Raw genomic sequence first — 13602 nt, 5'->3', positions numbered from 1 at the left:
AAGGGAGAGCCGCCGGTCGAGAACGCCGGGCGTCAGTCGACGATGATGTCGGTGTTCTCGTCCAAGTGCTCCGGGTCGTCCTCCGGTATCATCTTGCTCTCGTAGCGGTCGATCCAGTCGGCGAAACAGCTGGGACAGAGCCGCTGGCTGTCTATCTGGGAGCGGTCGACCGTGAGACGGACGGTTCGGGCCAGCGCGTCCGAGAGGGATTCGCCGCAGTCGTCGCACGGATCGGTGTCGTCGTCGCTCATGCGGGGGAGATGTAGCGGGGAACACATAAAGTACGGGAGTCGTTCGCGTCCCGACGGGGGTGCCGGGTCCCCTTCCGGCGCGACGGTGGAACGACGGCCGAGGTGTCCGGCCGACCGCCCCCGGCGAGCGCCGGGTCCGTTCTCGGTACAAACAAGACGCCCCAGTACGAACCGCCGGACATGAACCACGAGCGCTCGCGCGACCTGTACGACCGTGCGCTGTCGTCGATTCCCGGCGGAGTGAACTCACCGGTGCGGGCCGTCCGGCCGTACCCCTTCTTCGTCGAGAGCGGCGACGGCGCGCACGTCGTCGACGCGGACGGGAACCGCTTTCTCGACTACGTGATGGGCTACGGACCGCTGCTGCTCGGCCACGACCTGCCCGAGCAGGTGCAGTCGGCGGTCCAGTCCCGGCTCTCGGACGGACCGATGTACGGCGCGCCGACCGAGGTGGAGGTGGAACTCGCGGAGTTCGTCGCGCGCCACGTCCCGAGCGTCGAGATGACGCGGTTCGTCAACAGCGGGACCGAGGCGACCGTCTCCGCGATTCGACTCGCCCGCGGGCACACGGGCCGGGACAAGATCGTCGTCATGCAGGGCGGTTACCACGGCGCGGGCGAGTCGACGCTGGTCCAGGGCGAGTCGGGCGTGCCCGCCGAGCCGAGTTCGACCGGCGTTCCGGAATCGTTCGCCGCCGAGACCATCACCGTGCCGTTCAACGACGCCGAGGCCGTCCGGGAGGTGTTCGAGGAGCGGGGCGACGAGATAGCCTGCGTCATCGCCGAACCCCTCCTCGGCAACTGCGCCAGCGTCCCGCCAGTCGAGGGGTACCTGGAGACGCTCCGCGAGGTGACCGACGAGCACGGCGCGCTCCTCGTGTTCGACGAGGTGATGACTGGCTTCCGCATCGGCGGCCTCCAGTGCGCCCAGGGCAAGTTCGGCGTCACGCCGGACCTGACGACGTTCGCGAAGATAATCGGCGGGGGATTCCCGGTCGGGGCTGTCGGCGGCCCCGCCGAGATAATGGAGGGGTTCGCGCCGACCGGCGACGTGTTCCAAGCCGGAACCTACTCCGGGCATCCGCTCTCGCTCACCGCCGGGCTGGAGACCCTGCGGTTCGCGGCCGAGAACGACGTGTACGACCACGTCAACGACCTCGGCGAGAAGCTGCGGTCGGGACTGACCGACATCCTCGCGGACCAGGCGCCGGAGTACACCGTCCTCGGCACGGACAGCATGTTCAAGGTCGTATTCACGCGCGACGGTCCCCGCGACCTCGACGGCCAGTGCGAGGCCGGCTGTCGCCAGCGCCCTGACTGTCCCCGCTACGATTACTGCCCGAAGAACCGGGGCGACGTGGACGCCGCCGAGACGGAGCGATGGGAGCGGCTGTTCTGGCCCGCAATGCTGGAGGAGGGCGTATTCCTCACCGCCAACCAGTACGAGTCGCAGTTCGTGAGCTACGCCCACACCGAGGAGGACGTCGAGGAGACGCTGGAGGCGTACAAGGAAGCGCTGTAGCTCGCGCCACTCCGTTCCTCCCACCCCCGAACGCACCCCAGCCGCGCCGCCCGACCGGCGGTCACTCCCCGCCGGACTCGAATCCAAACGTCCGCGCCAGTTCGGACTCGATTCTCGCGACGTAGCGGTCGAGCACCTCCTCGACCTTCTCGTCGGGCGCGACGATGCCCTGGACGCGGTCGGTCGGATTCTCGGGGAGGTCGACGCGGAACTCGCCGTCTCCCTCGTAGAACGGTTCGCTCTCGTTCAACACCTGCTGGTCGATGGCGTGGACGAGTTCGGAGTCGTAGCGCTCGTTCATCTCGTTGAAGGCGTCCTTGTACGCGCGCTGGAGTTCGTTGAAGTAGTGAACGTACTTGTCCTCGAACTTCTCCGGGTCGAAGTCGGCCATATACGGGGAGTGGCCCGGCGCGAGTAAAAATCGGGCGGTCGTCGCGTCGCGCGCCGTCCGGTCTCCCTTCGAGAACCGCTGCTCTGTTTCTGCGAGCGAAACTGCCGCAAAAGCCACCCGGAACCGCCGAGACGCCCCTCCGATGCGTCCTCCTCTCGTCGCACGGAAGGCCGTTTCGTATATCTATATTTGGTTTATCCATCGGGACGTGCGTTTTGGCTCCCCTGCCCGGAAACGGCCGAAGGGACTTCCAGGCCGTCTTCGACGGTTCACCGCCGACGGTGACGGCGGCGAGCGCCGGACGAGTCGATTCGCGACTCAGGGAAAAGAGTGCGACATTAGGGTCGACGACCGAGCCTTCGGACGACGCTCGCGATTGGCAGGGCCGGACCACTGCCGCCGGGTCGCGGGGTCACCGCTCCGGGTACCGAGCCAGGAGCCGGCAACGGTTCGGAGTTCGCCAGAAACGTCGTGGTCCGCTCCTCGGACTGGGTTCTCCGAGTCGACCGCGAACGGTCTCGCGTGCCGCTGGACGAGGTGTCGACGTTCCCGACCGGCTCGCGGTGCCCGCTTTCCTGACCGACGCGAAGGCAGTTCGACGACGCCGCCCGCTCGACGACGGTTCGAGTCGCCGTTGCGGCGGTGCTCCGCGGCGAGTTCGCTTCGTTCGGCCGTTCGGAACAGCATCGGGGGGCGGCCGCCGATAAATCGTATGCTGCGATATAGAATCCCGCAGGATACGGGAACCCGTTCGTCTTCGGGGAACGCGAGAAGGGACTACGCGAGTTGCTCGCCGACGAGTTCGTCGACGCGCTCGACGAACGCCCGCTCTTCGCCCGCCGGCACCGTCGCCCCCGCGGCGACGTCGTGGCCGCCGCCGTCGCCGCCGACGGCGCGGGAGGCCTCCGTCATCACCGCCGAGAGGTCCAGGCCCCGCCGGGTCAGCGACGGCGTCCCGCGCGCGGACACTTTCACCTCTTCGTCGTTCTTCTCGGCGAACGCGACGATGGGCGTGTTGCGGTCGACACCCTCCGCACCGACGGCCATCCCGGCCACGATGCCGACGATGGTCTCGCGGATGCGGTCCTCGGCGTGGAACCACTGGACGTTCTCCTCGCGGGTCACGCCCTCCGCTTTGACCCACTGGAGGCCCTCCGAGAGATTCCGACGGTGGTTCGAGAGCAGCTTTCGCGCGCGGTCCAGGGCGTCGTTCCGGTCGCCGAGACAGACCGCCAGTCCCACGTCCGCGCGCTCGTAGCGTGCGGTGGCGTTCAGCAGCGTCGAGAACTCGCTGACGTCGCGCAGTTCCGTGCCGCGGGGTTCCTCGACGAGCGAGTACGTCGTGCCGACGAGGCCGTCTATCTTCCGTGCGGGGACGCCCTCGCGCATCGCGCGCTTGACGAGCGCGCTGGCGACCGTGCGGCGCTCCTCGTCGGTCAGGTCCACCCAGCGCCGCCAGTCGCCGTCGGCTTTGAGATCCACGTCGAGACCGTCGAGGAACCGGAGCGCACCGTTGCCGTCGTTGGAGATTCCGGGGATGTACACGTCGCTCGCGTACTCCAGCAGTTTCGGCAGCGGACGGGTCTGCTTGCCGTACAGGGTGAGGTCGCGGGTGGTCTCCAGCACGCCGGCCTCGACGCCTTCCTCGACGAGGTTCGCGTTCGCGCCGATGAGTTTGCCGTCGTTCGTCTGCATGTCGCCGACGGCACCGACCACGGCGAGCGCGGCGAGGTCCCGGCTGTCGGTTCCGTCGGGTTCCAGCGCCCGCGCGAGGACGTAGCTCGCGCCGGCTCCGGATAGTTCTGACGAGCCGTCGACGCCGAACAGCAGGGGGTTCAGGTGGAACTCTGTCTCCGCGTCGGCGGGCTGGTGGTGGTCGGCGATGACGGGCGTGAAGTCGCCCGCCGCCTCGTGTTCGCTGATGACGTCGAGCTGTCCGCTCCCGAAGTCGGTGAACAGCACGGTGTCGTGGTCCGTCGCGGCGATAGCCGCCACCTCCTCGGCGTCGAGCTGTTTGCTGAACATCGTCTCGAACGGAATCCCCGCGCGTTCGAGCGCCGACGCCGCGATGGCGGCGCTCGTCAAGCCGTCCGCGTCGATGTGGGACGCGAGCAACACTTCGTCGGCCTCGCGGAGCCTGTCCGCACAGGCTGTCGCGCGGTCGGCCATCTCCGGAACCGGACTACTCATCGCTCCTTCCTTGGCCCGTCCCGGAATTTAAACCTGCGCCTCGGCGCGGACGACGGGCGAACGGGACCGCTCCGAGCGCCGACAAAAAGGCTGGACATGCGAAGCGACACGCACACGTCGAATAGTCGAGTAGGAAGGGACGGATGCGGTTGCCGCCGCATTCCGGGGAGGATGTCGCTGCGGGCCGGTCCGCAGCGCTCCGACGCGCGGCGGCCGGGAGAGCGATGGCGCTCCCTCGGTCTTCCCCTCTCCCGTCGCCGTGCCCCGAGTCAGGGTTCGAAGAGGCCGATTCTCGTCGACGACCGTTCCGCTCTCGCCCGAAACCATTTCTTCCGCACGTGCGTAGCCGAGGGTATGCCACGTGACCAACTGACGCAAGCGGCCGAGGAAGTAAAACACGCTGCCGCGGAGACCGACGGAGAGGCCGCCGAGCGGATGGACGACCTGGCCGAGACGCTGGAGAACCTGGCGAGCACCGACCAGGGGCCGGACCACGGCCGACTCGCGCGCATCACCCACTCGCTCTCCGAGTTGCGCGAGGGGGCGGACGGAGCGGCGGCGGAACGCGTCGACGCCGCCCAGGACCACGTGAAAGCGTACCGGGAGACCGTCGAGGGCGTCTGAACGCGCCGCGGGAGACGGTGCACGGTCGCTCGCCGTCAGCAGACGGGTTTCGGATTCACGCCCATCGACTCCAGCGACTCGGTGTACTCCTCGTAGGCGGCCTGAATCGCGCCGCCAGCGGCGTCGCGGGCGCGCTCCCAGTCCTCGTCGCTCTCACAGCGGTCCGCGAGAACGGCCAGCGCGCGCTCGCGCTGCTCGTCCAGGTCGCCTTTCAGGTCGCGGAACAGTTGCGCCGTCTGCGGGTCGGCCTGGCCGGTGAAGAAGCCGGTCATCTGCTCTTTCGACTTCTCGCTGGCGAGCGTCCGCCCGACGAAACCGCCGAGGCGGGCGACGGCGTCGCGTTCGTCGACGCCCTCGCGGAGGAACTCCTGCACGCCGGGCACCGCACCGGGGTCGTGGTCGTCGAGTTTCCCGGCGACCGTCTTGTAGTGCTCTCGCTCGGTGTCGGCGACGTCGGCGAACAGGTCCCCCGCGTCGCCGTCCAGTTCGTCCGCCCACGCCGCGAACGTCTCGTGGGCGGCGTGTTCGGCGTCGGCGGCGGCGCGGTACACCGTCTCGGAGTCCATCTCGCCGCCGGTCGCCGCGTACAGCGACTTCGACGAACCGAGGCGCGAGAGGGCGGTCTCGTTGTCGTCGCGAACCGTCTCGACGAACTGCTCGGCGTCCATGCCCCGGGGTAGGGATGCCGGGTGCTTGTAATCACCGTTCCCGGCAGTCCGAATCCGAAAGCGACCGGAGTCGTTCGGGGCGATAATCGCGGAACAGAGGAGTGCGGAGGCGAAGGACCGCGACCGAGGTCGCGGGAGGGCGACGCGGTCGAAGGGGAGGTGCGGAGAGCGCTGGCGTGGTGGCCGGGAGGAAGACGCCGGCGAGTTACCGCGCGTCCTCCAGGGAGAGACAGAGGTCGGCGTCAGCCGAGATCCACTCGGCCATCCGCTCCATCCTCGTGGCCTCCGCCGGGTAGATGGTACACCGGTCCGGCATCTCGTCGTGCTGGACGACGATGGACTCCAGTTCGAAGGTTCGCTCGCGGACGGCCTCTCGGCGCGTTTCGGGGGGTTCGTCTAGGGTATCGGGACTGCCTGACATTGTGGCCTCGTGACGGCGTCCGGGGACGCCTCGTTACGTAGATTCGGTCGGGGCTAAATAATTCCTTCTAGTTCCCCTCGGTAGAAATAAATAGACGTACGGCCGACCCCGCCGTCTCGAACTACCGCCTTCCGCCGGTAGCGAGATTGGTTTCGCGGCCGGCGCGCTCGACGGTCACCGACCGTCGCCTGCGGTAGCGACGAACGTGGTCGTGTGGTCCTCGACACGCACGACGGTCACTCGCCGCACCCTGCGTCGACGATCAGCGCGGTTTCGCGGTCTTCGACGCGCTCAACGGTCACTGACCGTCGCTATCCTGCGGTAGCGGAAAGCGTACCTCGCGGCCCACCGGCACGCTCGGCGTCACTCTCCGCTACCGGTCTCCACCGGCGCGTCGACGAGATTACCCCACTCGGTCCACGAGCCGTCGTAGTTGGTCACGTCCTCGTAGCCGAGCAGTTCCGACAGCGCGAACCACGCGATGGACGAGCGCTCGCCGATGCGGCAGTAGGCGACGACCTCCTGGTCGTCGGTGATGCCGGCGTCCTCGTACAGTTCCCGGAGTTCGTCGGCGGACTTGAACCGGCCGTCCTCGTTCACCGTCGCAGCCCACGAGACGTTCTCCGCACCGGGGATGTGGCCGCCGCGCTGGGCGGTCTCCTGGAGTCCCGGCGGCGCGAGTACCTTGCCGCTGAACTCCTCGGGCGACCGAACGTCGACGAGGGGAACGCCGCGGTCGATGGCTTTCTCCACGTCGTCACGGTAGGCGCGGATGCCCTCGAAGGGGCCGCGAGCGTCGTACCCCACCGTGGGGAACGCCGGTTCTTCGTCGGTGGTCGGGTAGTCGTTCTCGATCCAGTAGTCGCGACCGCCGTCGAGCAGACGCACGTCCTCGTGGCCGTAGTACTTGAACTGCCAGTAGGTGTAGGCGGCGAACCAGTTGGAGTTGTCGCCGTAGAGGACGACGGTGGAGTCGTCGCTGATGCCGTGGCTCCCCAGCAGGTCCTCGAAGTCCTCCTTGTCCAGGATGTCCCGGCGGGTCTGGTCCTGGAGCTGGGTCTCCCAGTTGAAGCCGACGGCACCGGGCGCGTGGGCTTCGTCGTAGGCTTCCGTGTCCACGTCGACCTCGACGAGGCGGTACTCGGGGTCGTCGCTCCGGAACTGGTCGAGTCGCTCCTCGACCCAGTCCGCAGTGACGAGCACGTCCTTCGCGTAATCGCTATCGCTCATGCACGACGTGCTTCGAAGGCCACCGGTATAGCCCTATCAGACCCGGAAATTCGCGCCACGTATCGCGTTTTTCGGCAACACTGTCCGCCTCTCTGCGCGGCGACAGGAGCGCCACCGCGCCGTCGGTCCCCGCATCCGTCACCGCGGCCGCACTGCGGCGGAGATCCGGCGACTATCGCCGCTATCTCCGGCAAGCGGCGCGTTCGGGCGGGAACCCGGAACGCTAAGGCGGCCGGACGGCTACTCCGGGACGATGCACGACAGCGTCGTAGTGAGCGCCGACTGGCTCGCCGAGCGACTGGACGCGACCGGGACCGGGGCGGCGGACGATGCGGCGACGGGCGACGCCGGAACGGACGACGTGACGGTCGTCGACGTACGCGACGCCTGGGAGTACGACGGCATCGGCCACGTCCCCGGCGCGGTCAACGTCCCTTTCGAGACGTTCCGGTCGGGCGACGCCGACGACGCCGGGATGCTCCCCGGCGCGGAGCAGTGGGCAGACCTGCTTGGCGAGACAGGGGTCACGTCCGACGACACGCTCGTCGCCTACGACGACACGCACGGCGTCTTCGCTGCGCGGTTCCTCGTCACCGCGGAGCTGTACGGTCACGACGACCTGCGGCTCCTCGACGGCGACTTCAGTGCCTGGACCCGTGAGCGCGCGACGACCACCGCGACGCCGACGCCGGAACCGACGACGTACGAGGTGGGCGAGCCGACCGACTCCCCGCTCGTCGACCGCGCGGCCGTCGAGGCGGCCATCGACGACGCGGATGCAGTACTGGTCGACACCCGCGACGCCGAGGAGTACACTGCGGGCCACCTCCCGGGTGCGGTCAACCTGGACTGGCGGGAACTCGTCGACGACGAGACTCGCGGCCTGAAATCGCGCGACGGGCTTCGCGCCATCCTCGACGACCACGGCGTCACGCCCGACCGCCGCGTCGTCCTCTACTGCAACACCGCCCGGCGCATCAGCCACACGTACGTCGTCCTCTCCGCGCTGGGCTACGACGACCTGGCCTTCTACGAGGGGAGTCTCACCGAGTGGACCGCGGCCGACGGCGAACTGGAGACGGGACCGTAGTCCGACGGAAGGAAAGTCGAAGGGACGCGGAACTCCCGCCTGGTAATCGCCAGTAGCACGATGAACGGTCGAAGTCGAAGCGTTCAACGGCGAGTTGCGTCCCCTCCCACGAGGATTGAAGTCTCGAGAGTGAAATCGACCTGTTCTGTCAGATAGGAGTCGTACGACGGTGGAGGTTCGGAAGCGGTTCTCGATCCCCGCCAGCTTCGTGGCGAACACAGCAACGTAGGACACCGACGGGAACTGTCGCAGTACGCGTCCGGCGAGCGGTCGGAAAACCCGCGTTTCCCGACGACGGACGAGCGGAGGAGCCGTCGACGGGGGCCGACAGCCGCGTTTCGGGCCGCGATGACCGTCGGAGGAACGGCACGTGCGGAGCACCGAACCGGAGTACGTCACCGTTTACTGACACCCCTCTGGAGATGGTGTGTCGAAGGCCTAATCCGACCGTGCCGACCCTCGAACCAAGGTATCGTGGATAAATCCCCGGTAGGCGAGCGCTAGGCGTCTGAACGGTTGAGTCTCTTTATGCCAGGTTCTGGCCTACAGGTGACTGCCCCGGAGGGGGTAGAATGGACGAGAACGAGATGGAAAACACAGACACGGAAGCGTACGAAGAGGAACACGAGGAAGACGTGGGCGACGAGTCGCGGCGAAACTTCATGAAGAAGGGCGCGCTGGCGTCGGGAGCGGCCGCGCTGGGGCTCGCCGGGTCGTCCGGGAGCGCGGCGGCACAACAGAGAACGCAGGTGCTGGTGTTCACCTACGACTACTACCCGAACGTGACCTTCCGGGTGACCCAGGGGCTCCAGGCGTCGACCACCGTCAACGTCCTCCGCCGTCCGGGCGGCGGGACGGTGCCGGAGATCAGCCAGCCCGACGACTACAACGGCTACGTCATCAACTACCGGCTCGGTGCCCAGGGACAGCAGTCGGCCGGCATCACCACGCTGCTGTTCACGCGCGAGACGCTGCAGACGGACGCACGCTACCGGCTGGCCGGCGACGCGCAGGTGTTCAGTTCGGACCTGAACCTGCTCTCGACGAACGCTCGTCGAATCGGCGGCGGCAGTTAGTAACGGACGCAACGACGGGTCGCGAGTCACGGCGTACGCTAACCGGCGAGGTGGGAGCGTTCCCGCCTCGTCGACGCCGAACCACGGCTCCAACGTCGGTGGCGACGGTGCGCTCGACGTTCTATCGCCTACCGCTCGCAACCGGTCCCGCAGACGTTCGGCCCGCGAACGACTCAGGTTTTGCGCCGTAATCGCGGCTAACCAGCCGTACGACCGCATCTGCCGGCCCGACGACATCACGCCCGTTAAGTAACACCGGCTGTAACCACCGGGTAATGAGACGGCGCACCTTCCTGAAAGCCGGCACCGCCGGGGTCGCAGGGCTGGCAGGTTGCATCGGCGGCGACTCCGGAGGTTCGGGCACCGACGGAACGACGACCGCCCGGACGGAGCTGAGCGGGACGCTGAACGTCGCCACGTACAGTTCGTTCGTGGACGCGCCGAGCAGCTCGCCCGGTCCCTGGATAAAAAAGCAGTTCGAGAAGAAGTACCCGAAAGCGACGCTGAAGTGGCAGACGCCGGAGAACGAGGTGAGCTACTTCCTCCAGCGAAAGGCCCAGGGCGTCGACGTGAACGCGGACGCCTACGTCGGCCTCAACGTCGACCACCTCATCAGAATCGACGAGAAACTGGGGAACGGGAACCTCTTCGTCCCGGTCGCCGACGCGCTGTCGAACTACGGCCACGTCAAGGACGAACTCACCTTCGACCCGAAGAACCGCGCGATACCGTACGACACGGGGTACATCAGCCTCGTCTACAACGGACACGAGGTGGACGACCCGGAGACGTTCGGGAGGCTGGCGAAGCCGAAGTACGCGAACAAGCTCATCGCAGAGAACGCCCAGCAAGCCGCGACCGGCCGGGCGTTCCTGCTGTGGACCGTCCACCAGAAGGGCCCGGACGGGTATCTCGACTACTGGAAGCGGCTGAAGCGGAACGGCGTCAAGATACTCGGCTCGTGGGACGCCGCCTACACCGCGTACTCGAACGGCGAACGGCCCATCGTCGTCTCCTACTCGACCGACCGGGTGTACGCCAACCGGCAGGAGGGCGTCGACATGAAGAAACACAAGGTCGGCTTCCTGAACGACGAGGGGTACGCCAACCCCGAGGGGATGGCGAAGTTCGCCGGCGCGAAGAACCCGAAGCTCGCCGACGCCTTCCTCGATTTCATGCTCACGAAGGAAGTGCAGGCGAAGATAGCGACGCTCAACGTCCAGTTCCCCGCGACCGACTGGGCGAAGCCCGGCGAGGAGTTCCGGAAGTACGCCAGGGAGCCGGAGAAACCCGTCACCTTCTCCTACGACGAACTGAAGGGCAACGTCGAGGAGTGGGTCGAACAGTGGGCGCGCCAGGTCGCCAGGTAGATGGCGCTCCGGCGCTGGCTCGACCGGCACGCGCTCGCCCTGCTGGCCGCCGCGACCAGCGCCGTGCTCGCCGTCGTCTTCTACTACCCCGTCGCCATCGTCTTCGCGGAGTCGGGCGGCCTCTCGGCGTTCGCCGACGTGCTCTCCGACGAGTTCCTCGTCCGCGAGATACTCGGGTTCACGGCGTACCAGGCCGCGCTGTCGACGCTCGCCAGCGTCGCGCTCGGCCTCCCCGGAGCCTACGTCCTCTCGCGCTACGAGTTCCCGGGCCGGCGGACGCTCCGTTCGCTGACCATCCTCCCGTTCGTGATGCCCTCCATCCTCGTCGTCATCGGATTCGTGGCGTTCTTCGGCGAGCAGGGCCTGCTGAACGACCTGCTCGGTCTCGTCGGTCTGAGCGTCGGCGAGCTACTTGGCGGGCTCCCCGTCGATTCGCTGCTGTACAACCTGCCCGCGATAATCGTCGCCCACGCGTTCTACAACGCGCCCCTCGTCGCGCGGGTCACGAACGCGGCGTGGGAGAGCGTCGACGCCCGGCAAGTCGAGACGGCGCGCAGCCTCGGCGCGGGTCGGTTCCGCGCGTTCGTCGACGTGCTCGCGCCCCAGCTCCTCCCGGCGGTGCTCACGGGCGCGCTCCTGACGTTCATCTTCACGTTCATGTCGTTTCCCATCGTGCTGGAGCTTGGCGGCATCGGCTACGCCACGGTCGAAGTGTGGATATACGGCCTCGTCCGCGACCTGAACTACTCGGCGGCGGCGACGCTCGCGGTGATGGAGACGGCGCTCTCGCTCGCGCTGACCTACGCCTACCTCCGGTACGAGGCCCGTCAGGTGTCGGCGTCGCGGGCCGCGCGACCGCCGGCCCGGAAGCGGCTACTGCCCGACGACCCCTCGCCGCGAGCGGCGCTCGAACGCGTCGGCGTCGGAGCGTACGGCCTCGTCGTCGTGGTCGTCTTCGGCGGACCCATCGTCAGCACCGTCCTCGAAAGCGTCACGGGACCGAACGGGTTCACGCTCCGGTACTACGAGTTCCTCGTCCAGCGCCAGACCACCGGAGCCTCGTTCCAGACGAAACCGGGGGTGGCGGTGTGGAACTCGCTCGCCTTCGGCGTCGGCACCCTGCTCGCCGCAGTTCCGATGGGCGTCGTCGTCGCCGCGCTGGCGAACCGCGCCCGGTCGCGCTGGGGGCGAGCGGTCGAAGCGCTGGCGATGGCTCCGTTCGCGGTCAGCGGCGTGATGGTGGGTCTCGGCATGTTGCGGGGACTGGTCTTCGGCGTCCCGCTGCCGGTTGTCGGTCGGGTCCAGGTCGACGGCGCGCTCGCCATCGTCGCCGCGCACGCGGTCGCGGCCTACCCCTTCGTCGTCCGGAGCGTCGGGCCGATGCTCGGGAACGTCGACCGCCGGACCGTCGAGTCCGCGCGGGCGCTCGGCGCGACCCGGTTCCGGGCGCTGCTCGACGTGGAACTGCCGCTCGTCGCGGCCGGCGTCGTCGCCGGGGCGGCGTTCGCGTTCGCCATCAGCATCGGCGAGTTCGACTCGACAGTTATTCTTGCCACGGGGAGCAGTAGTTACACGATGCCGGTCGCCGTCGAACGCTACCTCGGCAACCGAACGCTCGGACCGGCCACGGCGATGGGGTCGGTGCTACTCGTCGTCACAGCGGCGAGTTTCGTCGTCGTCGACCGCCTCGGCGGGCGGTGGGAGTATGGTTGAGGTCCACCTGGAGAGGTTGCGCAAGGAGTACGAGGGCGTGACCGCGCTGGAGGACGTGAGCCTCCACGTCGACGACGGCGAGTTCTTCACGCTCGTCGGGCCGTCGGGTTGCGGCAAGACGACGACCCTCCGGGCTATCGCGGGCTTCGAGACCCCCACGAGCGGCGGCGTCCGGTTCGGCGACCGCGAGATGACGGGCGTCCCGCCGAACGAGCGCGACGTCGGCATCGTCTTCCAGAACTACGCGCTCTTCCCGCACATGACCGTCGCGGAGAACGTCGGCTACGGCCTGCGGTTCCGCGACCCGCCGGGCGCGCGGACCGACGAGGAGCGAATCGCGGAACTGCTCGACCTCGTCGACCTCGCCGGCTTCGGCGACCGCGACCCCGACGAACTCTCCGGCGGTCAGCGACAGCGGGTCGCGCTCGCCCGGGCACTCGCGCCCGGCCCGGAACTGCTCCTGCTCGACGAGCCGATGAGCGCGCTCGACGCCCGCCTCCGGAAGCGCCTGCGGACGCAGGTCCGCCGCATCCAGTCCGACCTCGGAATCACGACCGTCTACGTCACCCACGACCAGGAGGAAGCGCTGGCGGTGAGCGACCGCGTCGCCGTCATGCACGACGGTCGGATCGAGCAGACCGGCGAACCCGAGACGGTGTACCGCAACCCCGACTCGCGCTTCGTCGCCGAGTTCCTCGGCGAGAACAACGTCTTCGATGCACGAGTACGTGCAGTCGAAACGAAGGGGTCGACGGTCGAGGTCGGCGACCGCGAGTTCGTCGTCCCCGACGCCGGGGGGACGGTAGGGGACCGGGTGACGTTCTGCGTCCGGCCCGAGACGCTGCGACTCGACGGAGGCGAGAACCGGTTCGAAGCCCACGTCGAAACGGTCGAGTTCCTCGGCGAGGCGTTCCGCGTCCACCTCGACTGGGACGGGCGACCGGTGACGCTCCGGGCGGCCGACGAACCCGACGACGACCGGGTTCGCGTCGGGTTCGACTCGTCCGACGCTCACGTCGTCGAGACGGCGTCGGACGGCCGCGAGCAGGTCCAGTAA

General features: G+C 68.1%; 13 protein-coding genes. 7 read left to right on the top strand and 6 right to left on the bottom strand.

Features of this window, described 5'->3' with window-relative positions; all coding sequences use genetic code 11:
* Nucleotides 1-32 precede the first annotated feature (32 nt).
* The gene (locus ACRYA2_RS13675; RefSeq protein ID WP_433629013.1) at nt 33-251 is read right to left on the bottom strand and encodes a DUF7569 family protein; all 219 of its coding nucleotides are present in this window, start codon (nt 249-251) and stop codon (nt 33-35) included.
* Between the two features lie 180 nt (nt 252-431).
* On the opposite strand from ACRYA2_RS13675, the gene hemL reads away from it, so the two are divergent.
* A complete protein-coding gene (hemL, locus tag ACRYA2_RS13670; RefSeq protein WP_433629175.1) occupies nt 432-1772 on the top strand; it encodes a glutamate-1-semialdehyde 2,1-aminomutase in 1341 nt (446 codons plus the stop codon).
* Between the two features lie 61 nt (nt 1773-1833).
* Here the strand turns inward: hemL and ACRYA2_RS13665 are convergent, their stop codons facing one another.
* Both ACRYA2_RS13665 and ACRYA2_RS13660 read right to left on the bottom strand, forming a co-directional pair.
* Nucleotides 1834-2163: a DUF5783 family protein gene (locus ACRYA2_RS13665; RefSeq protein WP_113274599.1), complete on the bottom strand. Its 330-nt coding sequence runs from the start codon at nt 2161-2163 to the stop codon at nt 1834-1836.
* A 777-nt stretch (nt 2164-2940) separates the two neighbouring features.
* A complete protein-coding gene (locus ACRYA2_RS13660) occupies nt 2941-4353 on the bottom strand; it encodes a DHH family phosphoesterase (RefSeq protein WP_433629010.1) in 1413 nt (470 codons plus the stop codon).
* 354 nt (nt 4354-4707) lie between these two features.
* Here ACRYA2_RS13660 and ACRYA2_RS13655 point away from each other — a divergent pair, with 354 nt between their 5' ends.
* Nucleotides 4708-4977, top strand: a complete 270-nt coding sequence (locus ACRYA2_RS13655; protein ID WP_433629007.1) for a DUF7553 family protein — start codon at nt 4708-4710, stop codon at nt 4975-4977.
* A 35-nt stretch (nt 4978-5012) separates the two neighbouring features.
* Here ACRYA2_RS13655 and ACRYA2_RS13650 read toward each other — a convergent pair whose 3' ends face one another.
* The 3 genes from ACRYA2_RS13650 to ACRYA2_RS13640 form a co-directional block, all read right to left on the bottom strand.
* Nucleotides 5013-5645 carry a rubrerythrin family protein gene (locus ACRYA2_RS13650; RefSeq protein ID WP_433629004.1) on the bottom strand — a complete coding sequence of 211 codons (633 nt, stop codon included), beginning with the start codon at nt 5643-5645 and terminating at the stop codon, nt 5013-5015.
* 205 nt (nt 5646-5850) lie between these two features.
* The gene (locus ACRYA2_RS13645) at nt 5851-6066 is read right to left on the bottom strand and encodes a DUF7511 domain-containing protein (protein ID WP_433629002.1); all 216 of its coding nucleotides are present in this window, start codon (nt 6064-6066) and stop codon (nt 5851-5853) included.
* 363 nt (nt 6067-6429) lie between these two features.
* Complete coding sequence (locus ACRYA2_RS13640) at nt 6430-7296, bottom strand: sulfurtransferase (protein ID WP_433628999.1); 867 nt, start codon at nt 7294-7296, stop codon at nt 6430-6432.
* 253 nt (nt 7297-7549) lie between these two features.
* Here ACRYA2_RS13640 and ACRYA2_RS13635 point away from each other — a divergent pair, with 253 nt between their 5' ends.
* The 5 genes from ACRYA2_RS13635 (at nt 7550) to ACRYA2_RS13615 (ending at nt 13602) form a co-directional block, all read left to right on the top strand.
* Nucleotides 7550-8386 (top strand): sulfurtransferase, encoded by an 837-nt coding sequence (locus ACRYA2_RS13635; protein ID WP_433628997.1) that lies wholly within the window; start codon nt 7550-7552, stop codon nt 8384-8386.
* Between the two features lie 572 nt (nt 8387-8958).
* Entirely contained in the window at nt 8959-9462 is a 504-nt protein-coding gene (locus tag ACRYA2_RS13630; protein WP_433628994.1) for a twin-arginine translocation signal domain-containing protein, read from the top strand.
* A gap of 275 nt (nt 9463-9737) precedes the next feature.
* A complete protein-coding gene (locus ACRYA2_RS13625; RefSeq protein WP_433628991.1) occupies nt 9738-10832 on the top strand; it encodes a thiamine ABC transporter substrate-binding protein in 1095 nt (364 codons plus the stop codon).
* Nucleotides 10833-12545 (top strand): ABC transporter permease, encoded by a 1713-nt coding sequence (locus ACRYA2_RS13620; protein WP_433628988.1) that lies wholly within the window; start codon nt 10833-10835, stop codon nt 12543-12545.
* Nucleotides 12538-13602, top strand: a complete 1065-nt coding sequence (locus ACRYA2_RS13615) for an ABC transporter ATP-binding protein (RefSeq protein WP_433628985.1) — start codon at nt 12538-12540, stop codon at nt 13600-13602. The genes ACRYA2_RS13620 and ACRYA2_RS13615 overlap by 8 nt, the downstream gene beginning before the upstream one ends.

The organism is Halomicrococcus pelagicus, from assembly GCF_050954125.1.
The sequence above is the reverse complement of the archived record's forward strand: the minus strand, read 5'-3'. Positions and strand labels throughout refer to the sequence as shown.

What these genes read in the sequence shown, in the direction of transcription:
- ACRYA2_RS13650 (WP_433629004.1), bottom strand. Translation starts at nt 5,645, where the DNA reads ATGGACGCCGAGCAGTTCGTCGAGACGGTTCGCGACGACAACGAGACC.
- ACRYA2_RS13675 (WP_433629013.1), bottom strand. Translation starts at nt 251, where the DNA reads ATGAGCGACGACGACACCGATCCGTGCGACGACTGCGGCGAATCCCTC.
- hemL (WP_433629175.1), top strand. Translation starts at nt 432, where the DNA reads ATGAACCACGAGCGCTCGCGCGACCTGTACGACCGTGCGCTGTCGTCG.
- ACRYA2_RS13640 (WP_433628999.1), bottom strand. Translation starts at nt 7,296, where the DNA reads ATGAGCGATAGCGATTACGCGAAGGACGTGCTCGTCACTGCGGACTGG.
- ACRYA2_RS13660 (WP_433629010.1), bottom strand. Translation starts at nt 4,353, where the DNA reads ATGAGTAGTCCGGTTCCGGAGATGGCCGACCGCGCGACAGCCTGTGCG.
- ACRYA2_RS13665 (WP_113274599.1), bottom strand. Translation starts at nt 2,163, where the DNA reads ATGGCCGACTTCGACCCGGAGAAGTTCGAGGACAAGTACGTTCACTAC.
- ACRYA2_RS13615 (WP_433628985.1), top strand. Translation starts at nt 12,538, where the DNA reads ATGGTTGAGGTCCACCTGGAGAGGTTGCGCAAGGAGTACGAGGGCGTG.
- ACRYA2_RS13655 (WP_433629007.1), top strand. Translation starts at nt 4,708, where the DNA reads ATGCCACGTGACCAACTGACGCAAGCGGCCGAGGAAGTAAAACACGCT.
- ACRYA2_RS13635 (WP_433628997.1), top strand. Translation starts at nt 7,550, where the DNA reads ATGCACGACAGCGTCGTAGTGAGCGCCGACTGGCTCGCCGAGCGACTG.
- ACRYA2_RS13645 (WP_433629002.1), bottom strand. Translation starts at nt 6,066, where the DNA reads ATGTCAGGCAGTCCCGATACCCTAGACGAACCCCCCGAAACGCGCCGA.
- ACRYA2_RS13620 (WP_433628988.1), top strand. Translation starts at nt 10,833, where the DNA reads ATGGCGCTCCGGCGCTGGCTCGACCGGCACGCGCTCGCCCTGCTGGCC.
- ACRYA2_RS13625 (WP_433628991.1), top strand. Translation starts at nt 9,738, where the DNA reads ATGAGACGGCGCACCTTCCTGAAAGCCGGCACCGCCGGGGTCGCAGGG.
- ACRYA2_RS13630 (WP_433628994.1), top strand. Translation starts at nt 8,959, where the DNA reads ATGGACGAGAACGAGATGGAAAACACAGACACGGAAGCGTACGAAGAG.